This is a genomic window from Streptomyces sp. NPDC043908, from assembly GCF_056435525.1.
This window is the reverse complement of record NZ_JBWKEI010000014.1, coordinates 15,162-39,778: the sequence shown is the minus strand read 5'-3', so window position 1 is coordinate 39,778 and position 24,617 is coordinate 15,162. Positions and strand designations below refer to the sequence as shown.

Genomic DNA, 24,617 nt, shown 5'->3' with positions numbered 1-24,617 from the left:
GTCGGCAGGCGACGCCCGGTTCCGCCGTGCGCGCCGCCAGGCATGCCCGCTCCGACGTAGGGGAACCTGGCCAAACTTCCTTCTGTGCGACGGACTTGTCCAGGTGGGCGTCCCGGCTGCGCCGATGGCGGCGCCGACTGGGGGGGGATCAGTGAGGAACTGGCCGCACGCGGCTGGCTCCCTGTTCTTGTCGCACCGGCAGTGCCGACCGCCACGATCTACCTGGCCGGACTCCACATCGCGGGCATCTTCCTCTGGTCCGCACGGTGATCCAAACGAAACCCCCTGGCTTGAGGAGACGAGTTAGTTGGTTTTCTTCCATGTTTTGCAGCCGCTGGTGCGGAAGGCTTTGTCTGTGGCTGCGATGGTGACCGTCTCTGCTCCCTTGGATGCATCGCCGCTGATGACGTCCTTGCCTTCGCCGCTGGTCCCGCTCAGCCGGGCCCAGGCACAGTAGGCAAGGGGGGTGCCCTGAGGACCTTCGCTGTGGTAGGTGCCGGACTTGATGTCGCGCCCGATGAGGAACACGCCATCCCCGGGGATCTGTTCGGCTTCGGCCGGGCTGGCTTTTTCGGAGGGTGTCGTGGTTGCCGGTGAGGGCGGTACGGCTGTTCGGGCGAGTGTAGGTGCCGCCGTCGCGGTGGGGGAGGCACCCTCGCCAGGGGTCGGATGCCCTGCCGAAGCGGCCAGCGCTCCGATCAGCAGCCCCACCGCGGCCGCGGCCGTATGTGTCAGCCACGGCCGGATCGGCCTGCCCCTGGGCTGCTTGTCCGTGCTGCCGGGCGGCTGCCTCGGGCCATGCGGTGGCCCTTGAGGCATTCGCCATTCCATCCCGACAGACTGAACCTGTCATGCCATCCGGGCACGCCAACACGCCGCATCGGCCCCACCGCCAAGGCGCCGAGCGGGAGGAAGCCGCCAGCCACCCGCGCGACCGCCACGAGGCGTACAGCGTCGCCCGCAGCGTCTGGGCACCGTCCGTACCCCGCACTCTCGCTCACGTCCCTTTGCTCGCGTCCTCCGCACTGGAGGCGCCCCGCGCCCCGGGCCCGCCGCCCTTCGCGGTGCCGGGTCTTGTCCGGATGTTCACTGGATCAGTTCGATGGTGGGGTGGTGTGGGGACGCAGGGCAGATGTGAGATTTGCATGCTGTAGCCACCGGAACCTCGCGGCCCAGCTCACCTTCCAGGGGCCCACCCCCCACTGACCAGGATTCGCCGGGGGAGGCGCTTCGAACCGCACGCTGCTTGCCGCGTCCCGGGCGACAGTTGCGCCAGCAGCCGTCGTCTGCGGAAGTCGCAGGCCGCGTGTCGCGCCCCCGCATCCCGGCAGGACTGGCGGCGCTTCCGTCTCACGAGGTGACCGTTATGTGCTCCTGGGTGCATTTCTTGAGCGGGATGCGCCCAGGGCGAGGCGCAGGACGTCCGGTTGATCGCAGAGGCGTCGCGGCGGGACAGAAGGCCCCCTCACAGCGCCAGAGGTAAGGAGCCGCGTCGGCGCCGGCAGCGCAGATCCTGGTCGAACGTGTCCTGGCGGGACATCCGGTCGCACGCCGTGATCGAAATAGGCTTGTACGGCCGCAAAGCCCTTCGCGGGGCGAGGGGGCACGACGTGTTGGTGGAGTCCCGCAGTCGCCAGAGCGTCGCCGCCGCCGGGAATCTCGCCGGTGACCGCAACAAAGCGGAGGCTGCGCTCGCCGCCGCGCAGCAGAAGGGGGCCGCGCGGTGGAGGCAGTAGGCAGGTTGCCCGCCGACCACGGCGGGCGGACCTCAGCCTGGTCGTTCCCCCGCGCGCACCAGGCCGGTCTCGTAGGCGATGACAACCAGCTGGGCGCGGTCGCGGGCTCCGAGTTTGGCCATGGCACGGTTGGCGTGGGTCTTGACGGTGATGGGGGTGACGAAGAGGCGTGCGGCGATCTCGTCGTTTGCCAGGCCGGAGCCCACCAGGGTGAGCACCTCTCGTTCCCGGGGAGTCAAAGTGGCAAGTCGTGTGGTGTCGACGAGGTCGCCGGGGGAGGGCTGGGCGAGGACGCGGGAGATGAGGCCTTTGGTGGCCGCAGGGGAGAGCAGCGCCTCGCCGGCGGCCACCAGGCGGATGGCGTCGAGTAGTTGCGCCGGTTCCACCCCCTTGCCCAGGAAGCCGCTCGCTCCGGCCCGCAGGGACTCGATGACCAGGTCGTCCTCCTCGAAGGTGGTCAGGACGAGGACCTTCACTCCGGCCAGGTCCTCGTCCTGGGCGATCAGCCGGGTCGCCGCGATACCGTCGACTTCGGGCATCCGGATGTCCATGACCACCACATCGGCGCGCTCGGTCCGGGTCAGTTGCGCCGCCTCGCGCCCGTTGGAGGCCTCAGCGACGACCTCCATGTCCGGCTGGGCGTCGATGAGCAGCCGGAAGGTGCCGCGGAGCAGGGCCTGGTCGTCGGCGAGAAGGACGCGAATGGGCATGAATGGCCTTTCCTCACGGGGCGTCAGACAGGGTGGGGGCGAGCGAGAAGGGCAGTTCGGCGACGACCTGGAAGCCGCCCTCCGGCCGGGGCCCGGCGGTGACGGTACCGCCGATGGCGACGGCCCGTTCACGCATGCCGATCAGACCGTGACCGGTGCCCGCTCCCTTGCGCGCGCCGGGGCGCCCGTCGTCCTTCACGGTGACGCCGAGCGTGTGCACGCCGTACGCGAGGATGATCTCGGCCCGGGTGGCCGAGGCGTGCTTGTGGGTGTTGGTGAGGGCTTCCTGGATGATCCGGTAGGCGGTCAGCTCGGTGGCTGGCGCCAGCGGCGAAGGATCCCCGGTCCGGGACACGCACACGAGCAGCCCGCTCGCCCGGAACCCGCCCACGAGACCATCGAGATCAGCCAGGCGCGGGATGGGGGCACGCGAGTCGGGCGCGTCGTCGGGCTGGCGCAACAGGCCGACGGTGGCACGCAGTTCGTCGAGCGCGGCGCGGCTGTTGTCCTTGATGTGGGCGAGCGCCTCGTAGGCCTGGTCGGGGTTGGCACGCATGAGATGGTGCGCCACACCGGCCTGGGCGTTGACGAGGGTGATGTGGTGGGCGACGACGTCGTGAAGATCGCGCGCGATGCGCACGCGTTCCTCGGTGACCCGGCGCCGGGCCTCCACTTCCTGCATGCGCTCGGCACGCTCCGCACGCGCACTGGCCGCCGCGAGGTTCTCACGGCGGCTACGGACGGCGCGGCCCAGTGTGGTGGCTCCGATCGCGAAGTCCAACCGCAGCAGACTGGCCCCGGCCACCACGGACTCTCCGTGGGTGGCGGCGTATACACCTGTGATCGCCACGGCCGCGGCCGTCCCGACCGTCCACGCGGTGCGCCGGCTGCCGAGGAGAGCGAGGGTGTACAGGGCGATCAGGCTCGCCGCCGGGGTCGGCGCGATGTGCGAGGCGACGGCCATCAGGGTGAGGTCGCCCGCCACCGTGAACAGGGCGACCATCATCGGCCAGCGGCTCCGGAAGGCCAAGGGCATGCAGGACAGTGCTGTCCATGCGACCTCATGCCACCGAGGCTCGTGCCAGCCGTCCTGACCGACGGCGGTCGCCGCCGCGGCAATCACGACCAGAGGCACGGCGGGAAGAGCGTCTGTGATGCGGTCATGACGGGCCAGCCACTGTCGCCACACCATGGGCAGTTCCATTCCCTCACTCTAAGCAGCGCCGGCCGGTGGAAGGTCAATCTCCTTCCACCGGCCGGTGTGCGATGTCGGTCCGTCGTGCTCACGGTCAGCGGGCCTGGCCGGCGGTCTCCGGCTCCCGCATGGCATGCAGCGAGTGCCCGAACTTCTCGGCGGGGCCCTCCACGGACACGCTGGGCAGCGCGCGGTCCAGGCGGCGGGGCAGCCACCAGTTGGCCCGTCCGCACAGGTGCATGAGCGCCGGCACGACGACCATGCGGATCAGCAGGGCGTCCACGGCGACGGCGACGGCGAGGCTGACGCCGAACTCGGAGATGACGCGCATGCCGCCGAACACGAAGGAACCGAAGACGCACACCATGATCGTCGCGGCGACCACGATCACCTTGCCGGTCTCGGCCTGCCCGACCCGCACGGCCCGGTTGCTGTCACCGGTGTGGGCCCATTCCTCGCGCATCCGGCTGACCAAGAAGACCTGGTAGTCCATGGACAGACCGAACATGATGCCGACCACCAGGATCGGTACGAACGACTCGATCGGTCCCGCGGCACCGAGCCCGAGCAGCCCGGCGCCGAAGCCGTACTGAAAGACCACGACGATCGCGCCGAAGGCGACGCCGATGCTGAGGATGTTCAGCACGGCACCGACGGCAGGGATGAGCAGGCTGCGGAAGGCGATGGTCAGCAGCAGGAAGCCGAGGGCGGCGATCACGAGCACGAAGATCGGAAGCTTGCTCATCAGCACCGACGCGAAGTCGTCGTTGCTCGCGGTGACACCACCCACGTATACCTTCATCGCCGTGCCCCGTACTGCCTCGGGAATCACGTCGTCACGCAGGTGGTGAATGAGGTCGGATGTGGCCTTTGACTGCGGGGAGGTGGTCGGGACGACCTGGATCACACCGACGGTCTGTCCGCCCTTCATGGGCGCGGCGTTGACATGGGCGACACCGCCGACCTGCTGGAGAGCGGTGACCAGCTTCGCTTCGGCGGCCGTGTCAGCGGTGGTGGGGGCCTGGACGGCGAGGACGAGGGGGCCGTTGAAGCCGGGCCCGAAGCCGTCCGCGATCATGTCGTACGCCTGCCGGTTCGTCGAGGTCACGGGCAGGTTGCCATCGTCGGACGCGCCCAGGCGCAGCGACAGCGTCGGCATCGCCAGCGCCGCCAGCACAGCCAGCGCGACGACACCCAGAGTCTTCGGCCTGGCCTGGACACGTCCGGCCCAGCGGACCCACAGCCCGGCATGCCCGCAGGACGACGGGCGGCTCGCCTGCCCGGCCATGCCGTGGCGCTCCTTCTTGCTGAGGACACGCGGGCCGATCATGCCGAGTAGGGCGGGCAGCAGAGTGATGGCGGCCAGCACGGTCAGGACGACGGTGACCGCGGCGCCGATGGCCATGCCGTTGATGAGGCCGATGTTCAGGGTGAGCATGCCGAGCAGTGCGACGACGACGGTCAGTCCGGCAAACACCACTGCCCGGCCGGAGGTGTCAAGGGCCTTGGCGACCGACTCGGCGACGCCCATGCCCGCCATGAGGTTGGCGCGGTGGCGGTTGACGATGAACAGCGCGTAGTCGATGCCCACGCCCAGGCCGATCAGCGAACCCAGAGTCAGCGTGGTGTCGGAGAGCGTGATGACGTGGCTGAGCAGCATCACCGCGACCGCGGAGGTGCCCACTCCGACGATGGCCGTGACGATTGGCAACGCCGCCACCCAGACCGCCCGGAAGACGAACAGCAGCACGATGAAGGCGAGGAAGATGCCCATGGCGTCGGCGGCTGCGTTCGGCTTGGGGTTGACGGTGAACGCCTGGCCGTTGAGGGCGATGTGCAGAGTCCCCGACTCCGGGCCTGCGGCGAGTTCCTTCACATGGTCGACCTGGGCGTCCTCCACGTCCCGGTCGAACGCGACCGAGGCGTAGGCCGTTCGGCCGTCCTTGCTGATCTGCCCCTTGCCGTCCGGCGTGTAGGGGCTGGTCACCGCGGCGACGCCCGGTGCCTCAGCTATCTCCCTCAGAGTCCGCGTCATCGGCTGCTGGGCGGCAGCCTCGGTTACCTTCCCGCCGTTCACCTGCCAGACTACCCGGCCGCTCTTGCCGGCCGCACTGTTGGAGGCCTGCTGGAGCAGTGCCGTCGCCCTGGCCGAGTCGGTGTCCTGTGAGATCGGGCTGGTGCCGAAGGCGCTACCAGCCGCACCGACCCCGGCGCCGAGAGTGAGCAACGTGCCCACCCAGATCAGGAGGACAGCGAGCCGGTGCCGATGGCACCAGCGGGCGAGAGGGGACATCGACGAGCCTTTCGAGGGGACTGCCATGTGCGTTTGGGCCGACGATCTCGGCCCTCGAACACTCGCAGTTCTCCGCTCTCTCGTCGTTGGCCGTACGCAGACTCTTTCGTCTACTGCGATCGCAGCAGACAGGGCCGCGACGGCCCCGATCAGACGTACCTGTATGCGCACAAGTCGGACCCCGGCGCGGTGGCGAGCACGAGCAAGCGGGAGGGCTTCCGACGTACCGGCCGCCGCGACGAATCGAAGGCCACCCCGATGATCCAGATTGCCTGGTCGTTCTGATCACCGACGCCACCGGCACCCCGTTCGCCGTCAAACTGGCCGACGGCAACGGCAACGACGTCACTCAGCTCGTCCCGTACTTAAAGCGGTCCACCAGTGCGGGGCAAGCGTGGACGTCCCCGGCGTCGGCCTGACATCGTCCTCGGCGATCGTGGATACGACCATGACAAGTACCGTCGCCTCGTCTGGGCTCTCGGGGTGAAGCCGGTGTTCGCCCGCATGGCGTCACGCCGGGGCATCGAGCATGGCTCCGGCCTCGGTACCCAACGTTGGGCCGCGGAGCGCGCGTTCGTCCATTTGCACTGGTTGCGACTTGCCTGCCTACGCTGAAAGCATCGGAACCCAGTGATTCATCACCCGGTGCAGACGTCGCCTGCAGCGATCCAGTCGTCCGGTGGGACGAGCGGCACCCGAATGGTGACCATGGACCCCGACTCGTCCTCTACGACCACCTCCGGGCAGCCGCGCTCGCCGGTGAGCTGGATAGAGATGGACGGCCCTCTGTCCCATTCCATCCACACGACGTCCTTGCCGGCGTCGGGCCTGGTCAACGCGGTGGCCCAACTTTCGAGCTTCGAGGTCGACAGCACCGGGTCTATACGGCCGGACACGAACGGCGTCCTGACAATAATCTCAGCGTCGAGCCCAGCGCTCCAGCCGGGATCCCGGCCCAGAACTTTGATGGTGACGCTGTTGCCCTCGTCATCAGCGAGAGAGACGAGCTCCCTCGGAGCGATGGCACCCATAGCTGCCCCCTTCATCGGCAAGTACCGAGAGATCGCTCGGCCGCCGAAGGTGGGTGATCGAGCGAACCATGCCATGGCTGACCGGCTACCGCCGACGCAACCACCGATACGAACGCCAACCCACCAACTACGTGGGCTTTCTCGGCCTCGCCGCAGCCATCTGCTGCTACAGCGCTTCCTCAAACTGACCATGTAGGACACCATCTAAGGAACCTGACCAGGCATGCTGACCGGGGCGCAGAGGAGACCGGAGGCCGCAGAGCTGAGTGGGTCAGGTGCCGGCGGCTGGCTGGCGGGGGCGGCTTGGTCGGAGGGTTGGTCCAGTTGCTGCTGGCGGCGCCGCTGCTCGTTGCGGTGCTCCTCAACCCGCTGGGTGAACCTCTTCAGCGCCTGATTGCTTTCTCTTTCGGCATGGCGGGGGGCAGGTCTGTGATGAGCGAATGGTCGCCGGAGGTGCTTGAGGTGCTGCAGGCCTCGGGATGGGCGCCTGGCAGGCGCGTTGACACGGCCGGCTGGCGGTCCATGTTCGAAGAGGTCGGCATCGTCATGCACGATGCCGCGCAGAGGTTCCTCCAGGAGTTCGGAGGGCTGGCCGTGGCCCACGGTGGCCCGGGAATCAGCCGGGCTGGGAAGGCCTTCGAACTGGATCCGGCGCTGGTCTGGGGAGAGGAGGATCGCTTCGCCGAGTGGAGCGACGACCTGGGGAGAGAGTTGTTCCCTGTCGGTGAGCTCGATCATGGCCGGTTCTTTCTCGGCATCGACGAAAACAGCGAGATCCATCTGGTCGAGACCTGGGTCGCCAGCTTCGGGACCATGCCACACGCCTTGGAGAACCTGATCCTCGGAGTGATGCCCCGCACGATCGACGACGGACACCGGTAGATCGATCAGGCACGACGAGGGGATCACGTGGCGAGCAGGACACACTGCGCAGGGACCCCCACGAACAAATACGTCGCCCGCGCACTGGGCAACCGCGGCTGGACCGTCCACCTCTGCGGCCCGGGCACCTGTCCCCCCGTCCTTCAACAGACCTGCGCCACCCCCGGCCGCTCTGCGCCGCTTTCCCGGCCTGATCGCCGCCCGCGGCACCGATCTCGTCACCGCCGACGCCGAAGACAGCGTGCCCTCCGCCCACACCTGCCGCTGTGCCATCAGCGCCAGGGCCTACTTGGCGGCCTCCTGTTCACCGCAGCCCTCGCCACCACCCCGTATCGTCCGCTTCACCAAGTGCGCCGGAGAGCCGTGGCTACGTTCACTTCCCGGGAAAGTGTTTGTCGGTGAGCGTCTGCGGACATCGAATCCGGCCTAAGTGAGCCGCTGCATCGGCTGGATTGAGGGACAAGGTCGCCGTCCAGCAGGGGATCCGGTTGCGGTCGCTGAGCAACGACAAGATTGGTTGGCAGGGAACGGCGCTCGGCGTAGTTCAGTGACAGCGGACAGTGGGTTTGAACAGCAGTTGTCGTTCCAAGTGCGAGATTTTCGCGAGTTTTGGCAGCACGGGACGTGTCGTTGGGCTTCACGGGCGCCGTCTAGGGTGTGGGAGCTGTGCGACTGATCGAGATGGAGATAGCCAGGCACGACTGGGAGAGCATGTTGTGCGGGTGCGGGGACTCGGCAGAGCACCTGGCCGGGGATTTGCTGCAGCTCGCGGGTAGGGGTCCCCTGCAGAGACCCGCCCATGTCAGCTTTGAGGAGCATGTCTGGTCTCCGGTGATCCTTTGGGAACCGGCTCCAGCTGTGACATCCGTGGCTCTGGCGGCTCTCGCAGACAACAGTGCACCATCGGCTCGTGAGTGGTTCCTCGACCTCCTGCAGCGCATGGTGTCAGGCGAGGGCACGGATTGGGAGTCCGCTCGACGAGGACTCGATCTTCCGGAACTGTGCCGGGGCCTTGCTGTGCAAGGTCTCTGGCTGCTCTACGGAGAGGTGATGTCGAATCGGTCCCTCCAGGCTGGCATTGCCTTCGAGATCCTCTCGGTGGTGGAACCCGACAGGGCTCGCGTGCGACGCGTTCGGGAGGCTGCGGCCGACTGGTTGCCCGTGTGCTGCCGGACCGGCATGTGCGCTGACGACCTCCGCGACCTCGACCGCTGATCTGCCAGGGTTGGTCGCAGTCCCGCCGAGTCGGTCCTAGTCTCCTGAGCTTCCGAAGATTCCCAGGTGCGTCGGCCTGTCGTCGGTGTGGAGGACGACGTAGTAGCCGGTCCACCGCATTTGACACTCGCCGAGCAGGCTTTGCTCATGTTCCTGATGGCTTGCAGCCTCGTTGGCAGCAGAGATGAGCTGCTCGTATTGCTCGACCGATGGGCGGTCTGTGCCGAAGTGGTGCATCACGCGGTTGAGGGCCAGAGGGCGCAGGGTGCCGTAGTCAGCGATACCGGAGTGCGTCGGCGGGGCATCCGTGGCAACGACCCTGCCGATGTCGAGGATCGTATGGGTACCCTCGGCTCCCACGAATTCCTCGTCCTCGTAGAGTTCTTCCAGGCTGCGGTATCGCGCATTGTGGCCGTACTCCTCCTGGAACACCCTGGCCTGCAATGTCGCCAGGGCCGCCTGGACATCGCTGTCGTACCTGGTGACGTAGTCCCATCCGCTGGCACCCATTGAGCCATCCCTCCCTGAAGATCGTGAACGCGCGAACGATAGCGGCGGGGACTGACAACGCCGCGGCTTGGCTACGAGTTCTGCTCGACGTCCGGGATACAGGCGCCCTGGCGGCCGACCGCATCACGGAGATCGCCCAGACGGTCCTAGTCGGGAACGACATTGCACGCGCTCACCGGCAACACACCGGTCGGGAATGTGTTGCGGTGAGGTCGAGGACAGCACGCGGATGTTGGGGGACTGCGCGCTGGTGGCGAGAGGGTGAGCACAGCGGGTACAGGCTTCACGCCCCCCGGGGCCCGGGGCCAGGGGCTCGTTCTTCGGCCGTGTGAGGCTGGCTGGCCGGGGCCCGGTGGACGTGTTGTGCGCACCCGCGCGGACCATGGTCGTGACTGAACGCCGGGCCCCGGCACAGCTCTTGAGGCAGTCGCGCCGCTGGATGGACCTTCAGTGCGGCTTCGTGAGCAGCTGGTCGTAGCACTGGCGGCGAACAGGTCCGCATGAGGTGCCGGCGGGTCCGCGACCGCGGTGCTGGTGGGCAAGGCGGTTCACATCTCTTCGTTACTCCTGGCTCGCTGCACGAGATCCGGGTGTGGTGCCTGGTTGCCACCGCCAGGCATCGTTCTCTGGTCCGCCGGGTGATCCGCTAGCTCAAGTGATGTTGTGCCCACTCAGTGACGCCGCTGAGCCGGGCGGCGGCTTTGACGGGGTCACCTGTTCGGGTGGGCTGGTCCACCTCGAAGTCGTGGCCGGTCAAGCCGCTTTCGTCCTCGACGATGTGAGCGATGTGATACGCCAGCTCCATCACTTCCAACGCCATCGGACCCGAGTGGCGGTAACCAACTTCGATGGTGGCTGTGTCACCGCGGTAGTCGAGCTGTACGCGTCCTGGCGGACCAACGGTTTCCAGGGTGAGGCTGTGCAGATACTCCTCAGACGTGAGGGGATCAACGTCCCGCGAGACTCGTCTCAGGATTCGGTCCCACTCGTTCCGTTGCGCCTGAGTAAGTCGGAGCGGCGGCAGGTCGCCATTCGGATCGAAGTCGGCGTTGAGGCGGTCCAGCGTTTCCTGCAGCGTCAGTCCCGGCCGCACCCGCACGAGCATGATGTCGTAGGTCACCGGTTGAATGTATGCAGCCTTCTGCTGCTCGACTACAGCATTAATCCTGCCCTCCAGGGCTGACTCGCACTTGGCGGTCCAGACGCGGCGGAGTCGATGTTGGGCTGCCGTCTGGTGTCGGCGTAGACCGGGGCGCGGACGCCGGACTCGCCAGGGACGTGTGATGTGTGGGTGGTGCCGGAGGTCGCCTACTGCTGTTGACGCTGTTCCATCATGGCTGGGACGGTTTCCTCGTCGGCGCCTGTGACATCCACGACGAGCAGGCCTGGCCCGGAGATGTGCACCTCATCGATCGGCATGCTCCCAAGGACGGCTCCGTCCGGCTGCGGGGTTGTCTGGCCGGGACAGAGACATCCGTGCGGGGGAACACATCGCGCTGACGTGCCTGGCCCAGTCGCGCGGACTGGGCCGGGGCCGTAGGCAATGGAAGGGGCAGCCGCGTCCGCTGCCAGGCTGGCCCGCTCTGCTCCCTGGGGAGGGAGCCGTGACAGTCCCGAGCGTCACGGCTGCCTACCCAGAGCAAGGGCTCACGGTGCTGTGGCTGCGAAGAGGCAGGCGCGGCCGATACCTCATAGCCAAGTCGCCGCGATGTGCACGCGTCCGATGCAAAGGTGGCGCTGTGCGCTGGGCGCAGGCCGCGACGTACAGACGGATCACCTCGCCACCGCTGTCGCGCAGTGCCTGCGATCGGGTTGGCCTCGCCACGGACCTGGCGCACATATCCTGCTTCGGCGGTGTCGTCCCCCAAGATCGGACCGGTCAGTAGCCCGCTCGTAGGCGTCACCAGCTGTGCGCGTGCGAGCCTCGACGGCCGTCAGGGGCTGATGATCAGCCCCACCGCCGCCAAGGCGCCGCCCGCGAGGGCCCAGAGCGCCATTCGCCGGGCGTTGCGTACGGAGTCCTGGCGGCGCTTGCGCTCCCTGCGGACCGCGACCTTCGTCCCCAGGTGGACCCGCCTGGTGTTGTGGGGGTTGAAGACGAGGGGATAGCTGTGTCCGACGACGTGGGCGTGGCCCGCGTTCACACCCGTTTGGTGTCGGCCGGAGCCTTCCGTGGACTGCCACTCGTAGACAGCGCTCGCGTAGCCGTTGGTGCCGAACGGCACGAGGCTCACCAGCTCCGCTCGCACCTCGACGCCGGATTCGTACAGCTCCGTCATCTTCTTGAGCTCCTCGCCTTCGCCTTGGACCAGCAGCAGGCCGAACACGCACAAGGCCGCGGATGCGAGGACGGCAAGGAGGAGTACGGTCATCACCAGGTTCACAGACGGACGGTACGGCACCACAGGTTCCATCCGAAAGCCCCGCAGCCTCTTCACCGGCAAGGACTTCGCCACCTACGATCAAGCGCATGTCGATCTCTTCGCCCGTTCCCGTCCTCCGTGGGGACAGGGGCATCGAACTCCGCTCCACCGGTGAGGAACTGCTGCTGCGGCGTCCGGACGCCGAGCTGCGTATACCGTTCGCCGCGATCGCCCGGGTCCACGCTGAACGGCGCGGCATCCACCTGGAGCTCACCGCTCCGGCTGGAGTCGATCCGACTGTGTACCGCGTCAGCGACGTCAGTGCGGCCGCCGCGGGCGTCTTCGCTGACGCGGTGAACGCCGCTCTGCCGGAACGGACTGCGGACGAGGAGAGGGCCGACGGCTCCACGCTCGTCGTGATACGAAGCCTGGTCATCGGCGACGAGGGCGAAGACGAAGCGGACGAGAACCTGGTCCAAGTAGGGTTGCCCTCGCACGGCATCCGGCTGATGTACGCCGGCTGTGTGGCCATCGCAGCGCTGGCCGTCGTCGTCGGTGTGCTGGACGGGGACTGGAGCCGGGCCATCGCGACGCTGCTGCTCGGGGCGACGGGCGTGGCCTGTTCCTACCTGGTTGTCATGCTGTTGGCGATGGTGTGGCGGGACTGGTACCTGTCCCGCTACGGCATCACTGTGGAGGGGCGGCAGGTGTTCCGGGAGGACGACGGCAACACCGCCCACGCGTTCTCGGCCACCGACGGCGTGACCCGCTACATCCTCGGCCACAACAAGGGGAAGCCTGTCCGGATTGCCTACAAGCCGGAAAACCCCGCGTACGCCGTCGTCTGCCCTTCCACGGGTGACAGGGTGCTCATGCTCGTCGTTTCCGTGGTTGCCGCCGCCGTCGCGGGGCTGATGAACTACGGGACGTACCAGCTCGCGCTCCCCGCCTTCACAGGCTGACCCCCGTCCTGCGAGGTCTTGCACCCGAGACCCAGGCACTGTTCGAGCACTGTCCGTCGGAGAGCTCCCACCTCGATCTGCCCCTCCCGTCACCCGCTGCCCGGACCCACGGAAGACGGTCATGAACGAACGCGACGTCCTGCTCAACGAGCTCGCGCAGGGGCTGCGCCCGATGTCAGAGGGCATCGAATGGTTCGACGGCCTCGGCCAGGAGGAGCAAACCGCGGTGCTGCTGTTCCTACGCCATCACTGCGTCCAGGCGCGCGCTGTCACCGAGGACGCGCAGGAGGCCATCCGGCGTGCCGGGCTGCGCCCGACGCATACGCCCGCGGTGCTGATCTCACGCGGCCAGATCGACGAGCAACTGGGAAAGATCGCCGCTCTCGCCCCTCTCGACGAACGCCGCAAAGCCTTCCGGCTGCTGATTGCGGTACTCGCGATCGCCGACGCACGACGCCGCGAACGCTTCTGCTCCGGCGGCTGCACTCACTGGTGGCACAGACTGTCCGCCGCCTGAAGCCGGCACCGCAACCTCTGAAAAGTTCCCAGTTGAGATCACGGCATGGGAATTATCTGTGGACACTTTTCTGCTGCCGACGATGACGACGCGGTGCGGGCTGTCGTCCGCGACGACGGCGAACCCACTGCAACGGGTTATGACGGGTTCGACGTCAACGGGATGGATCCCACCACGGACCTGCTGTCGGCGGAAGCGGTCCTCACCGGCCGGTCGGCCGAGACGGTCCAGGGCGACCCGCGGCATGGCTATCTGCTCGCCAGCATCGACGAGGGGGAGCTTCTGTGCCTGACGCTGACCGATTCCCTGCGTGATGCACTCGCCGATGCTGATCAGTCCTTGTTGCGAGAGGTTGCCCGCGAGTGGGCCACCTCGGACGTGTTCTGGACGCCCCCGGATCCGGAGAGGCTGACCGAATTCCTCACACAGCTGGCCGACTTGGCCTGCCGGGCGGTGGCACGAGGACACCGTCTCTACTGCTGGATGTGCGTCTGACGAGCAGGTACGGGGCAGAGATCCCATATCCCCTGTTCAGGCCGAAAGGCCGTAGTTCCGTTGATCAGGGGTCGGGTAGAGGCGTTCGTGTTCCCGGGACGTTCATCCGTACGCAACGGGGGAGCGGAGGCCGTAATCCGACCTGGGGGTGGGCGGTTCGTTCGCGGACGGCGGCGACGCGTTGACTGCGGTGTTCAGAACACCGCAACGGGTGTCTCCGCCAGAACGCCGACGCCGTGCACGCGCATCGACTCGGTCAGGGTGAGCGGACTGATCCCCAGGGCGGTGGGGAGAGCCGAAGTCGGCACACAGGTGCAGGACTTCGTCACTGCTGCCGGCGTGGCACGGTTCGCACTACCGGCCGGTCATCAGCGTCCATCCCTCGATCTCAGGACTCACGTACACGCGGCTCAGTCCATGCGCATCGTCCTCAGCCTCTGTGTGGCCGTCCTCGTCGATTGCAGCCGCGGCCTCGGCGAACATCACGGGGACGAGTCGGGTGAGGCCCACGGACGGAAGGATTCCCGCTTGGTCGGCCGCCGGGTACGGCGATCAAGGAGAGCCAGCACGTCGACAGTGCCCGACAGGTCGTGGGGCAACAGGCCCCACTGGCAGCCGCTGCGGTTCTGGTACAAGATCGCGTTCACGAGCTCCCGCATCGGATTTCTGTCCTGGTGGCCGCTGACCGACAGATGCGGGGCCTTCCAAGCTGTGATCCGGGCTCGACCAGGACCCACTGCTCGTCGGAGACATCACTGGAGTACGGAGTGCGCATGCTCATGCCGGAAATCAAGCGAATCGCGGACGCCTGACCGGCAACGGCTCCCCAATTGGGCGATGGCAAGTAGGACGGAAGATTCCGTACTGCACTCTCACTGATGAGGGATCGTCACTGTATCGTTTTGCGGGCCACGCACACGGTCCAGTAGGCGGTCGATGTCAGGGCGCAGGGGCCTTGGCCTCTCGACGGACGTCCAGTGCGTGACGCCCACATACTTGCCGCCATCGCGCTCAATGCCTTCTGCAAGGTGGTTGAGGTCTTGCTCATGAAGCGTGCCGTTGACGAAGAGGTACGCGGCGCAGTCGAGCTCCCGTGCCCGGCGAATGAAGTCGTCTGACGAGTCCTGTGGGATGTGGCCGGATTCGTTCTCTGAGTACGCCGCGAAGATGCCGATCCTAATGCTCGGCTGCGTCAGGAGGATAGCGATAGGCTCCCCAAGACCTGCTTCAGGGTGGCGCTGCACCTCTTCGGCGTCGATTCGTGCCGCGTCGACAGCCTCAAGAACCCGGTTCTCGAAGCGTGCAGTCTGCAGCGCGAGCTCTGCTTGTCGGACCTCCGCATTCTGGCCCCCAGTCGGGCTCAACCTCTTGAGAACGTCCAAGGTGGCCTGGGCTCGAGCCGTGAGACCAGCCTCAGCCTGCGCTTTCGCTCGCTCAGCCAACTCCCGCTGTTCTTCCATCGTGATCCCCCAGTCTGCGGCTTGAATGCTCTTGATAAACCGGGCGGTGACTCCCATCAGGAGAAACAACCCTCCAGTCACGACAAGGGCGACGCCGCCCGCTTGATTCTCGGAGACGAAGACCGAGGTTGCCCCGGCTCCGCCAAGTGCAGTACCCGCCAGGCTGGCCGCAAACCTCTGCCCACGGCTCATCTGGCCGGTCTGAGCCGCCCCTCCGACCCATCTGCGGAATCTGTCCCATCTGCCGACAGAACTCCCACCCATCTCCGCCATGTCGCGATCATATGAAGACCCGGTACGGTCAGGCATGCGTTTGAGCATGAACTGGCCGAGAATCAGCGAGAGTTCAGAATACGAAACGGGCAATCAGTCCCTTACCGTACTCTGAATATCGCAGCCTGCGCTGACCTGTACTGGGAGCCCAGGAGTACGAGATTTCGAACGAAACAGGCCAACGGATAGTTCAGCAGCGCACCCACCTGTTCAGCCCGCAGGTCAGAGCGCGCTGGTGTAGCCGCCCGAGGATCCGTGTGCTCGACGCGCGACAAGATGGGCGCGTCGACGAAGCCGGCGCGCACCGCGAAGCCACCCGCCTCCACGCCGTGCGCTTCTCCCAGGCTGTCGATAAACTCGGGCTCCGCCTCCCCAGCCGCCCGCCTCGGAGGCGTCCACGCCTTGGATGGCCCGAGGCAGGCGACTCGCAGTGGCTGCTGCTGGTCGGTCGACACGTCGACCTCGACCACTCGCGGCACGCAGAGGCGGAGGCGATCGTCACCCGCCACGGCGGCGACTACGACGGCGGCGAAGCCATGCACCTGGACGGTGAGCGCGTAGCCGATCCGCTCATCACCGATCACACCCCCGCCGCCCGTGTAACGCCCGCAGGGGCGCCGTCTGTAGGGATGACGTGCCCCCGGGACCTTGGTGGACAGGTTCCCGGCGGGCGCCGACCAAGCCCGCATCCCGGGATATCAGCAGTGTTCGTCGGCGGCGTTTCAGCGCATCCAGTCCATCGAGAATTCCACCAGCAGTTAGCTTGTTCTTTATGGTCTGCGACGTCGTTGAGGTCAGCAGCGCACGCGGGCGATGTCACCGTCGATACGGACGATGCACTCTTTGAAGAGCGCCATGGGCTGACCTTCGTCTTCGGGAACCAGGGTTAGTCCGAGGTCCATGATGGGCTTGATGGCCTGTACTGTTCGAGAGCCGTCGGGGTCCGGGCCGTGCAGGGCCGCCCAGCTCTCGAACAGCACACGGACCCCTTCCCATCCGGGACCTGGGATGAAGTGGCAGAGGAATGTTGGTTGATTAATTGCGTACTGCCGTAGCTCGCCGATCCGGGTGTCGCCCTGTGTGAGCCACCATGTCCCGTTCACTACCGCTCCCTTCAGCTCAGCCACGACTTCAAGCAAGTTGCCTGAGTTCCCGAGCTCCGTAGTGTCGAATTGTCCGTCGAACTGGCTTCCTCACGCGCAAGTTCCTCAGACGTGTGGGCGGCCTCCGTCCGATTCTGTGCTCTGACCAGGGGATGCACCGAACCAGATCAGAGCGGGAGCGGATCGCCTCCTCGATCACCGGGGGTATGCATGCCCCCAGGGTTGTACCCAAGGTGGGAGTGAAGGGTCGGCCGAGGCCGTCGCGCGGCGCCGTCGGCACGGTGGCGGAGGCTGGGACGGAAGTCGCCGCCACCCCGGTGCTGCCCTTCCGGCGCCGAGACCCACCAAGGGGTGAGGCGGGAGACTCCCGTCGGATGGAGGTACGTCGAGCGCGATTACACCCACCACCCCGCCGCCGCTCAGCACTTCCCCCGCCCTCCTGGCATCACTGATCACCGAGTGCCTCTTCCGCGCGCCCCAGGGCTGCCCGGCCGCTGGCAACGTACTGGAACGCCTGAGCCGCATACCTGCCACAAGCCTGACCGGCGGCCTGGCCGCGTTGGAACGCCTGCTGCGCCTTGCTCGGGCCCTTCCCTTGCATGCCTGACCGCGGGGCCGGAAGCGTCCGTGTGCGATGGCCTCGGGGCTATCCGGCTCCGTCGAGGGCGGCGTCGCAAGCGACGGTTTGTGGCGGCCCTGGATGACGTGCCGTGGCCTGAGGACCTGGCCCTGCCGGAATGGCTCCAGGCTTGAACGCTTCAGGGACCGCCAGGCTGTTGTCGGGGGTCAGCCCGCCGAGCTTGTCGGGATTGACCTGGAAGCGCAGGTTGTGGATGCGGCCGCCACCGATGTCGAAGCAGAGGGCGCCTACGGTGTGCTCGCCGAGGGTGGCCAGGATGCCGAGTTCGCCGTTGATGACGGCCGGCTCCATGGACAGGCCGGCCAGTTCGGGCTTGGCCAGGAAGCCCAGGAGCCAGCGCGCGACATGGTCGATGCCGTGGAGCGGGCGACGAGCCGCGGTGACCTTGCCGCCGCCGTCGGACCAGGCGGTAACGTCGGGAGCGAGCAGTTCCATCACGGCGTTCAGGTCGCCGCCCGCGCAGGCATCCAGGAACTGGGCGGTGATCTGCCGGCGCCGGTCGGGGTCGGCGTCGAAGCGGGGACGGCGGGCCTGGACATGCGCGCGGGCACGGTGGGCGATCTGGCGGACCGTCGCCTCGGGGCGTTCGAGGGTCTCGGCGATCTCGCTGTGCGAGTAGCCGAAGACCTCGCGGAGCAGGAAGACGGCGCGTTCCACAGGGCTGAGAGTTTCCAGAACGACCAGCATGGCAGTGGAGACGGAGTCGGCCAATTCGGCCTCCGAGGCGATGTCCGGAGACGTCAGCAGGGGTTCGGGGAGCCACGGGCCGACGTAGCTCTCGCGGGTGGCCCGTGCGGAGGTGAGCCGGTTCAGGGAGAGGTTGGTGACCGTCCGCACCAGGTATGCCTTGGGGTGGCTGACCGCGTCACGGTCCGTCGTGCTCCACTTCAGCCACGCGTCCTGCAGGACATCCTCCGCGTCGCTGACACTGCCCAGCATGCGGTAGGCGGTGGCGAACAGCAGCCTGCGGTGTGCGAGGTACGGGTCGTCCTGCCCGGCGCCGGTGTCGATCACCGGCTCATGCTGCCAGCGCCGTGAACCGGACGGCAAGGGGTGGATCACGGTGCCGGGAGCGGGTGCGCCGGTCACGCCGCGGGCCTGTGGGTGGCGCGGCCGCCCTTGGAGATGATCGTGGTGACGTTCATGCGCTTGCTGAGCCGGTACGTCGTGAGGGGGCTGCCGTTGACCATCTCCTTGTACATGACCGCACCGCGGCCGGTGAGGCACTGGCGGCGGGGAGTGAAGTCGGTCCTGGTGAACTGGATGACGGCGTCGCGGCGGCCGAGGCTGACCGGTTGGTGGTAGTAGCCGAAGCGGAATGGTTTGACGGTCTTGCCGCGTATCAGCCGTGCGATGGTGTCGGCGGTGTACTGGGCGGTGGGCAGACCGCTCTGGCAGGAGCCGTGGAGCTGTCCCCAGGCCAGGCGTACGGCGGCGGCGTCACCGATGGCGTGGATCTCCGGGTGGGACATCGAGCGCAGCGTGGCGTCGACCAGGATCAGACCGCGGTCGTCGGTGGCGATCCCCGCATCAGCGGCGAGCGGCGACACTTTGACGCCAGCGGTCCACAGGCAGGCGTCGGATCGGACGATCCGGCCGTCAGCCAGCTCGACGCCTTCGGGCAGCACCTTGGTGACGCGGGCGTGGGTCTCCAGGGTGATGCCGAGGCGGTCCAGCGCGCGGTAGAGGTGGGCGCGGGCCTTGGCGCCCATCATGCCGCCGGGCTCGTCCGGGCTGATCAGCGTGACGCGCGGACCGGGGCGGCTCTCCGCGATCTCGGTGGCCGCCTCGATGCCGGTCAGGCCGGCGCCGCAAACGGTGACCGTGCCGCCGGCGGCAGCGACCTCGGTGAGCCGCGCGGCGAGCCGGTCGGCGATCTCCGGGCTGTTGAGGGTGAACGCATGGTCGTCGGCGCCGGGGACCTTCCCGGTGTCGGTCGAGCTGCCCAGCGCGTAGACGAGCGTGTCGTAACCGAGGGACGTGGCGCCGTCGACGGTGATGCGCCGGGTCTCGGGATCGATAGCGGTGGCGGTGCCCTGGACGAACGTGACGCCGGTACCGGCGAGCAGGTCGGGGATCTGGTGGTCGGCCAGCCGCTGCCCGGCGGCAATCTGGTGCATCCGCAGTCGCTCGACGAACCGGCTCGAAGGGTTGACCAGGGTGATCTTCACGTCGGTCCGGCGGGTGCGGTGGGCCAGCCGGACAGCGCTGAACATACCCGTGTAGCCGGCGCCGAGAACGACGACGTGGTGGCCGTTGGTCATCTCAATCTCCCAGGGTCGGGCACCGGCTTCGGTGCCGGTGACGCCCATGGGACAAGCAACTACCGCCGGACGTGACGGCCCTTTGATGTGACTCACGTCTCACTGGGCGTCGTCGTTGGTGGGCCGGAAAGATGCACCACGTGCCTGGCTGTATCGGGCCTGGGCTGAGGCGGAGCAGGATGCCGAAAACAACGGCTTCTGCCGCGGCCAAAACCCGCGAACCCCTCACCCCTGATGAAGTCGAACTCCGCGTACGACTCCAGTATCAGATCCTCGAGAGCGCAGACTGACAGTCATCCAGACCCAGTTCAACGTGCCGACCCCAATAGCGTTCAATGCTGAAGGTCTACCGGCGCGCGATCCCGGCCCCAAGTGCGGCCGCTGCAGGGCGAACCCGAAGGGCGCACCGTTCCGCCCCTGACCCGCGGACTGCGGGTGGGGATCTCAGAGAGCAGGTCTGTCCCACCCTGAGCATGAGGTGGGTGGATTCAAAGAGCGCCATCATAGAAGGAGGCGCCGGCGGCCAGCGGCGGCGCGAGGGCGCGGCGCCGGCGGGCGTCGGTCTGCCTATCGGTGGAGTGCCGCAGGTAGATCCGGTCAGCCATACGCTCTTCGCCTTCCCCGCGGTGGCCGGTCGGTACCCCGGCGACGTCCGCAGCCCACCTTAGGGGCGGAATGGGGAGGCGGAATCACGGGCTGTATCTGATTGGATCGGCGGGGCATTTCCGCTGGCCCGGGGTCCTGTGGCGTTGGATCGGTTCGGGGGCGGAATCGACCGATTCCGCCCCCACGGATCAATGGACGTACGGCGTCACGGTCGCCGGTTGGCTCGGCATGGCGCTGGGGGACTCGGTGGTGTCCCGGAGGAACCTTTCGAGCGCCTCCAGCAGGATGTCGGGTCGTTCCAGACGGCGAGGCGAACACGTCCCGGCGCCCCGGCGCCCGGTGCAGCTGCTGCAGCACGCACACCGCGTAGGCGTCCCGGTCCACCGCCCCCGGCGGCAGGTCGGAGTTGGAGAACACCGCCTTCTTCCACGCCGGCGGCACCAGCTTCTGGTCCATCTCCCGGGGCAGCAGCGGTTTCCCCTTCACCTTGCGCCGGGCCCCAGCGCGGGCAGGCGCTTCACAGCCTTCAGCACCCGCTCGCCGCCGGAGGCCGCCCCGAGCGCGCTCGACTCGCCGAGCACGGACAGGAACGGGCGTACGGCGCTGGCCACGGTGGTCAGGGGTGGTTCGCGGCTTCGGTGTACGTCTTGATGGTGTCGGTGATGAGTTGGCGGGTGCTGTCGGGGTCGAGGGCCTGGGCCTGGAGGTGGGCGTACATCGCGGTGTAGGCCCGCACGTCGGCTGGTTTCTCCAGGTAGAGGTCGCTGGTGAACTGTTCCAGATACACCACCGGCGCCGCGGAGGTGTCGGCGAACCCCAGGATGGAGAACCGCCCTGACAGGCCCGGGTGAGCCCCGACGGCGTAGGGCAGGACCTGCACGGTGACGTTCGGCTCCGCGCCGAGGGCGTTCAGGTGCTCCAGCTGTTCCCGCATGATGTCGGGAGAGCCGACGACACGGCGCAGGAGGGACTCATCCAGGACAGCCCACAGCCGCAGCCGGCCCGCCGGGTCGTAGACCCGGTGCTGCCGACGCAGCCGCACCTTCAGACGCGTGCCTGCCTCTTCGGCGGTGAGCAGGGGAATCGTTTCCCCGATGACCGCATGGGCGTAGGGCGGGGTCTGCAGCAGGGCGGGGATCATCAGGGGCTCGTAGGTGTGGATCGAGGCGGCGTCCGTCTCCAGGCCGATGTAGGCGCTCTGGGGGATGGCGCCGTAGGCATGCCACCAGCCCGGCCGCCCGGATTCGCTCGCCATCTCCACCAACGTGTCGATGACTTGCTGGTCCTTCACCCCATAGAGCGCGCAAAGGTCGCGCACGTCGCGGGGACTGACCGCGCGGCGGCCGTTCTCCAGGTGGCTGATCTTGGGCTGGGAGACCATCAGCCGCTCGGCCACTTCGGTGCTCTTGAGCCCACTGGCCTGGCGGAGCCGGCGCAGCTCAGCCCCCAGGCGACGTCTCCTGATGGTGGGATTCATGCTCGCCGCCACGGGCGGGGTACCTCCGGCTCCACGTCATCGTCCTGACCCGCAGACTGCCACGGAAGAAGACTTACTGATCACGCGCCATACCGACATGCCCGGCACAAACTGGAGTGGACAGTGACCTTGTCACATGCCGCCTCTACGCTTCACGCCGAACAAGGCATTCAGCAAAGCGCAAGCGCACGTGTTCCGGACGAGCCTGTGCAAAAGGCGGTGCCTGAACAGCACAGGTTCAAAGGGGATGAGCGAGTGACGGAGGTGGACGTATCCTGCGAATCATGACTGCGGTATACGTGCTGGACGGGACACGGATTCGAACGTTGGACACCTTCTGGCAGGTCATCATGGACGCCTTCGACGGTCCCGGGCGCCAGTACTTCGGCAGGAACTTCGATGCCTTTGCTGACTGCCTCAGCGGCGGCCCCGGGCACCCCGACGTCGATGAATACGTCGTTGAATGGCGCGACCACGAGGTGTCGCGTGAGCAGCTCGGATACTCCGAGACGGTGCGCCAGCTGGAACTCCTTCAGGATCGGTGCCACCCGTCCAACCGGGCCATCCTCGCGGCGCGACTGGACGCGGCCCACGACCAGCGCGGACCGACCGTCTTCGACCAACTGGTCGAGATCTTCGAGAACCGCGCCCCCGGCGTGCTGCAGCTGCGCTAGGGCCGCATCTAGCAACCTTTGCCCTGTCGGACAGTGTGTAAGCGCTGGTCGTCGGCACGGAGTTTTTCTCAGATTGGTGAGCGGTGTGGGCGCCGCCCGGTCTTTCTGGCCGGGCGGCGCCTGCATATCCCGGTCGTCGCTAGGAGGTCTCCCTCGTCACCCGGGTAAGGACCGCTTGGCGCAGGCTGGTGGGGTCCACCTCCAGGGATGCCAGTACTTCGAGGCCGTGGCCTTGTCCCGTTGCCAGCAAGCCGAGCAGGATGTGCTCGGTACCGAACTTCTCGTGGCCCAGTGCGCGGGCCTCGTGCAGGGTGTGTTCGAGGGCCGTCTTGGCGTCCGGGGTGTAGGCGGGCCTTGGGTACTGGAAGGCGCCGGGGCCGAAGGTGTCGTCTGCCCGGCGCTGGATCTCCTCGATGTCGATGCCGATGGACGACAGGGCGTCCCTGGCGGGCTGTCCGCCGGCGGCGACGATTCCGGCGGCCTTCAGGATCCGTACGGTCTCTGCCCTCGCCCGCGTCAGCTCGACACCCTGCTCGCGCAACACGTCCCCGGCCGTGCTCTGGTCGGTGCCGATCAGGCCGAGCAGGATGTGCTCGGTACCGATGAAGTCATGTCCCAGGGCGATTGCCTCGTCCTGGGACAGCACCACAGCGCGCCTGGCGCGGTCGGTGAAGAACTCGAACACCTCTACTCCTCCTTGCCTGTGGCCTTGCGCCTGCTTGCATGCTTCTCGTGCACTGTCTGTCTGCTGACGTTCAGCGACGTGGCGATGCTCTGCCATGACCAGCCCTGGTCGCGGGCGTTGTCGACGTGAACCCGCTCGAGTTCTTCCAGGAGACGGCGTAGTGCGACGACGGCCCGCAGTCCCACAGCGGGGTCCTTGTTGGTGACCTGTCCGGCCAGCGAGGCCGGTGTGTCCTCAGCTCCCATGAGTGTCAGGATTCCCTGACGAGAGGCAGATGTCAAGAAAGCCTGACAAGAGCTGGCTGGACCACTCCCTGCCCCATCCGTGGCGAGGACGCCTGGAGCGTCGGAGCGGTCGGTGGTTGCAAACCCTGTGCCGGTGGCAGAACCAGTACGCGTGTGCGGGATCGATGACGACGAGGGCCGGCGGTTGCTGAGGACTATCCGACGAGGTGCGGGGTCGGTGGTGACCTGGCGCCGGGCTCAGACGGTGCTGCTGTCCGCGCAGGGCATGCCGGTGGCGAAGATCGCGGAGGTCACCTTCACCAGCACTGACCGGGTCCGGGACGTGACCCACAGTGTCAACACCTATGGCTTCGACTCGCTCTGCCCGAAGTGCAAGGGCGGACGGCCGCGGACCTTCACGCTGCCCGGGCCCCGTGAGATCAGAAGATCGCCAAGTTCAAGCCGGCCGAGCACAACCTGCCGTTTCGGCCTGGAGCCTGGTCAAGCTGGCCGACTTCCTGGTCGCCGAGGGGGTGGTCGACGACATCAGTCACGAGGGCCTAGGCATCCTGCTCCGCGAGGAAGGCGTCTCCTTTCAACCCAGAAAGACCTGGAAGAGGTCGAAAGACCCGGACTGCGCCGCAAAGGCCCGGGTAGAGCACATCTACGCCATCGCCGCCGACCGCGAGGTCATACCCGAGGCCGGCGAGCCCGAGGTCGTCTTCTGCCTGGACGAGTTCGGCCCGCTCAACCTCCAGCTCCACCCCGGACGCCAGTGGGCCGAACGCGGCGGCAAGGGCAAGGACCCCGACCGGGATCCTAGGGCCAGGCAACGGGCGACCTACACCCGCCCGTACGGCGTCCGCCATCTGTTCGCCGCCTTCGACCTGGGCAAGGACCAGCTCTACGGCCATACCAAGAGAACCAAGAACCGCTCCAATTTTCTGGAGTTCTGCCGCTACTTACGCAGCCTCCACCCGGCGACGGTGCGGATTGCCATCGTCTGTGACAACTACTCCCCGCACCTCACCACGAAACGGTGCCAGCGGGTCGCAGCCCGGGCCGAGGCGAACGACGTCGAGATCGCCTACACCCCTACGAACTCCTCCTGGCTCAACCGTACCGAGGCCCAGTTCACCGCCCTGCGTTATTCGCCCTGGACGGCACCGGCCATGCCAGCCATAAGGAGCAGGGAAGCATGATCCGTCGCTACATCATCTGGCGCAACAGAAACGCCGCCGACGAACGACTACGCGAAGTGGTCAAGAGGGCGAACGTTGCTTGATACGGCACTAGGCACTG

24 protein-coding genes and 5 pseudogenes are annotated in these 24,617 nt (G+C 67.2%); 9 read left to right on the top strand and 20 right to left on the bottom strand.

Features of this window, described 5'->3' with window-relative positions; translation table 11 throughout:
* Nucleotides 1-303 precede the first annotated feature (303 nt).
* The 4 genes from AC069K_RS27500 to AC069K_RS27485 form a co-directional block, all read right to left on the bottom strand.
* Nucleotides 304-711, bottom strand: coding sequence for a hypothetical protein (locus AC069K_RS27500; RefSeq protein WP_478620816.1), 408 nt, complete (start codon nt 709-711; stop codon nt 304-306).
* A 1,057-nt stretch (nt 712-1,768) separates the two neighbouring features.
* Nucleotides 1,769-2,446 (bottom strand): response regulator transcription factor, encoded by a 678-nt coding sequence (locus tag AC069K_RS27495; RefSeq protein WP_478620814.1) that lies wholly within the window; start codon nt 2,444-2,446, stop codon nt 1,769-1,771.
* 13 nt (nt 2,447-2,459) lie between these two features.
* Nucleotides 2,460-3,638, bottom strand: coding sequence for a sensor histidine kinase (locus tag AC069K_RS27490; protein ID WP_478621102.1), 1,179 nt, complete (start codon nt 3,636-3,638; stop codon nt 2,460-2,462).
* A gap of 97 nt (nt 3,639-3,735) precedes the next feature.
* Nucleotides 3,736-5,934, bottom strand: a complete 2,199-nt coding sequence (locus AC069K_RS27485) for an MMPL family transporter (protein ID WP_478620812.1) — start codon at nt 5,932-5,934, stop codon at nt 3,736-3,738.
* Nucleotides 5,935-6,215: 281 nt separating this feature from the next.
* On the opposite strand from AC069K_RS27485, the pseudogene AC069K_RS27480 reads away from it, so the two are divergent.
* A pseudogene (locus AC069K_RS27480) lies at nt 6,216-6,522 on the top strand (transposase); the annotation flags it as partial.
* Between the two features lie 50 nt (nt 6,523-6,572).
* Here the strand turns inward: AC069K_RS27480 and AC069K_RS27475 are convergent.
* Nucleotides 6,573-6,965 (bottom strand): DUF5959 family protein, encoded by a 393-nt coding sequence (locus tag AC069K_RS27475; protein ID WP_478620810.1) that lies wholly within the window; start codon nt 6,963-6,965, stop codon nt 6,573-6,575.
* A 20-nt stretch (nt 6,966-6,985) separates the two neighbouring features.
* Here AC069K_RS27475 and AC069K_RS27470 point away from each other — a divergent pair.
* The 3 genes and pseudogenes from AC069K_RS27470 to AC069K_RS27460 form a co-directional block, all read left to right on the top strand.
* Nucleotides 6,986-7,153, top strand: a pseudogene (locus tag AC069K_RS27470) (transposase); the annotation flags it as partial.
* Between the two features lie 136 nt (nt 7,154-7,289).
* Nucleotides 7,290-7,847 carry an SUKH-3 domain-containing protein gene (locus AC069K_RS27465; protein ID WP_478620808.1) on the top strand — a complete coding sequence of 186 codons (558 nt, stop codon included), beginning with the start codon at nt 7,290-7,292 and terminating at the stop codon, nt 7,845-7,847.
* A 666-nt stretch (nt 7,848-8,513) separates the two neighbouring features.
* Nucleotides 8,514-9,062, top strand: a complete 549-nt coding sequence (locus tag AC069K_RS27460) for a hypothetical protein (protein WP_478620806.1) — start codon at nt 8,514-8,516, stop codon at nt 9,060-9,062.
* A gap of 36 nt (nt 9,063-9,098) precedes the next feature.
* On the opposite strand, the gene AC069K_RS27455 is transcribed toward AC069K_RS27460, so the two are convergent.
* The 4 genes from AC069K_RS27455 to AC069K_RS27440 form a co-directional block, all read right to left on the bottom strand.
* Nucleotides 9,099-9,572 (bottom strand): hypothetical protein, encoded by a 474-nt coding sequence (locus tag AC069K_RS27455; RefSeq protein ID WP_478620804.1) that lies wholly within the window; start codon nt 9,570-9,572, stop codon nt 9,099-9,101.
* Nucleotides 9,573-10,218: 646 nt separating this feature from the next.
* Nucleotides 10,219-10,692: a hypothetical protein gene (locus AC069K_RS27450; RefSeq protein WP_478620803.1), complete on the bottom strand. Its 474-nt coding sequence runs from the start codon at nt 10,690-10,692 to the stop codon at nt 10,219-10,221.
* A 188-nt stretch (nt 10,693-10,880) separates the two neighbouring features.
* Complete coding sequence (locus tag AC069K_RS27445; protein ID WP_478620801.1) at nt 10,881-10,991, bottom strand: DUF6207 family protein; 111 nt, start codon at nt 10,989-10,991, stop codon at nt 10,881-10,883.
* A 515-nt stretch (nt 10,992-11,506) separates the two neighbouring features.
* Entirely contained in the window at nt 11,507-11,956 is a 450-nt protein-coding gene (locus tag AC069K_RS27440; protein WP_365110295.1) for a DUF3592 domain-containing protein, read from the bottom strand.
* A gap of 86 nt (nt 11,957-12,042) precedes the next feature.
* Here AC069K_RS27440 and AC069K_RS27435 point away from each other — a divergent pair, with 86 nt between their 5' ends.
* The 3 genes from AC069K_RS27435 to AC069K_RS27425 all read left to right on the top strand — a co-directional run bounded on the left by AC069K_RS27435 (nt 12,043) and on the right by AC069K_RS27425 (nt 13,909).
* Nucleotides 12,043-12,897: a hypothetical protein gene (locus tag AC069K_RS27435; RefSeq protein ID WP_478620799.1), complete on the top strand. Its 855-nt coding sequence runs from the start codon at nt 12,043-12,045 to the stop codon at nt 12,895-12,897.
* A 121-nt stretch (nt 12,898-13,018) separates the two neighbouring features.
* The gene (locus AC069K_RS27430; RefSeq protein WP_478620797.1) at nt 13,019-13,414 is read left to right on the top strand and encodes a DUF5958 family protein; all 396 of its coding nucleotides are present in this window, start codon (nt 13,019-13,021) and stop codon (nt 13,412-13,414) included.
* Between the two features lie 45 nt (nt 13,415-13,459).
* On the top strand, nt 13,460-13,909 hold the full coding sequence (locus tag AC069K_RS27425; protein WP_478620795.1) for a hypothetical protein: 450 nt from the start codon (nt 13,460-13,462) through the stop codon (nt 13,907-13,909).
* 482 nt (nt 13,910-14,391) lie between these two features.
* Here the strand turns inward: AC069K_RS27425 and AC069K_RS27420 are convergent, their stop codons facing one another.
* The 8 genes and pseudogenes from AC069K_RS27420 to AC069K_RS27385 form a co-directional block, all read right to left on the bottom strand.
* On the bottom strand, nt 14,392-14,568 hold the full coding sequence (locus AC069K_RS27420) for a hypothetical protein (RefSeq protein ID WP_478620793.1): 177 nt from the start codon (nt 14,566-14,568) through the stop codon (nt 14,392-14,394).
* Nucleotides 14,569-14,781: 213 nt separating this feature from the next.
* Nucleotides 14,782-15,642: a hypothetical protein gene (locus tag AC069K_RS27415; RefSeq protein ID WP_478620791.1), complete on the bottom strand. Its 861-nt coding sequence runs from the start codon at nt 15,640-15,642 to the stop codon at nt 14,782-14,784.
* Nucleotides 15,643-15,743: 101 nt separating this feature from the next.
* Entirely contained in the window at nt 15,744-16,226 is a 483-nt protein-coding gene (locus AC069K_RS27410; protein ID WP_478620789.1) for a hypothetical protein, read from the bottom strand.
* Between the two features lie 210 nt (nt 16,227-16,436).
* Nucleotides 16,437-16,769 (bottom strand): hypothetical protein, encoded by a 333-nt coding sequence (locus AC069K_RS27405; RefSeq protein WP_478620787.1) that lies wholly within the window; start codon nt 16,767-16,769, stop codon nt 16,437-16,439.
* 622 nt (nt 16,770-17,391) lie between these two features.
* Nucleotides 17,392-18,396 carry an RNA polymerase sigma-70 factor gene (locus AC069K_RS27400; RefSeq protein ID WP_478621100.1) on the bottom strand — a complete coding sequence of 335 codons (1,005 nt, stop codon included), beginning with the start codon at nt 18,394-18,396 and terminating at the stop codon, nt 17,392-17,394.
* Nucleotides 18,397-18,470: 74 nt separating this feature from the next.
* Nucleotides 18,471-19,649, bottom strand: a complete 1,179-nt coding sequence (locus AC069K_RS27395) for an NAD(P)/FAD-dependent oxidoreductase (RefSeq protein WP_478620785.1) — start codon at nt 19,647-19,649, stop codon at nt 18,471-18,473.
* Between the two features lie 888 nt (nt 19,650-20,537).
* A pseudogene (locus tag AC069K_RS27390) lies at nt 20,538-20,860 on the bottom strand (Tn3 family transposase); the annotation flags it as partial.
* 11 nt (nt 20,861-20,871) lie between these two features.
* On the bottom strand, nt 20,872-21,744 hold the full coding sequence (locus AC069K_RS27385) for a helix-turn-helix domain-containing protein (protein ID WP_478620783.1): 873 nt from the start codon (nt 21,742-21,744) through the stop codon (nt 20,872-20,874).
* A gap of 272 nt (nt 21,745-22,016) precedes the next feature.
* Here AC069K_RS27385 and AC069K_RS27380 point away from each other — a divergent pair, with 272 nt between their 5' ends.
* Nucleotides 22,017-22,406, top strand: coding sequence for a barstar family protein (locus tag AC069K_RS27380; RefSeq protein WP_478620781.1), 390 nt, complete (start codon nt 22,017-22,019; stop codon nt 22,404-22,406).
* 139 nt (nt 22,407-22,545) lie between these two features.
* Here AC069K_RS27380 and AC069K_RS27375 read toward each other — a convergent pair whose 3' ends face one another.
* From AC069K_RS27375 to AC069K_RS27365, 3 genes and pseudogenes are all read right to left on the bottom strand, one after another.
* A complete protein-coding gene (locus AC069K_RS27375) occupies nt 22,546-22,926 on the bottom strand; it encodes a Clp protease N-terminal domain-containing protein (RefSeq protein WP_478621098.1) in 381 nt (126 codons plus the stop codon).
* A pseudogene (locus tag AC069K_RS27370) lies at nt 22,900-23,091 on the bottom strand (Clp protease N-terminal domain-containing protein); the annotation flags it as partial. The gene AC069K_RS27375 and the pseudogene AC069K_RS27370, both read right to left, overlap by 27 nt.
* 2 nt (nt 23,092-23,093) lie before the next feature.
* On the bottom strand, nt 23,094-23,336 hold the full coding sequence (locus tag AC069K_RS27365; RefSeq protein WP_478620779.1) for a hypothetical protein: 243 nt from the start codon (nt 23,334-23,336) through the stop codon (nt 23,094-23,096).
* Between the two features lie 133 nt (nt 23,337-23,469).
* Between AC069K_RS27365 and AC069K_RS27360 the strand changes: the two are divergent.
* Nucleotides 23,470-24,600: pseudogene (locus AC069K_RS27360) on the top strand (IS630 family transposase).
* Nucleotides 24,601-24,617 lie beyond the last annotated feature (17 nt).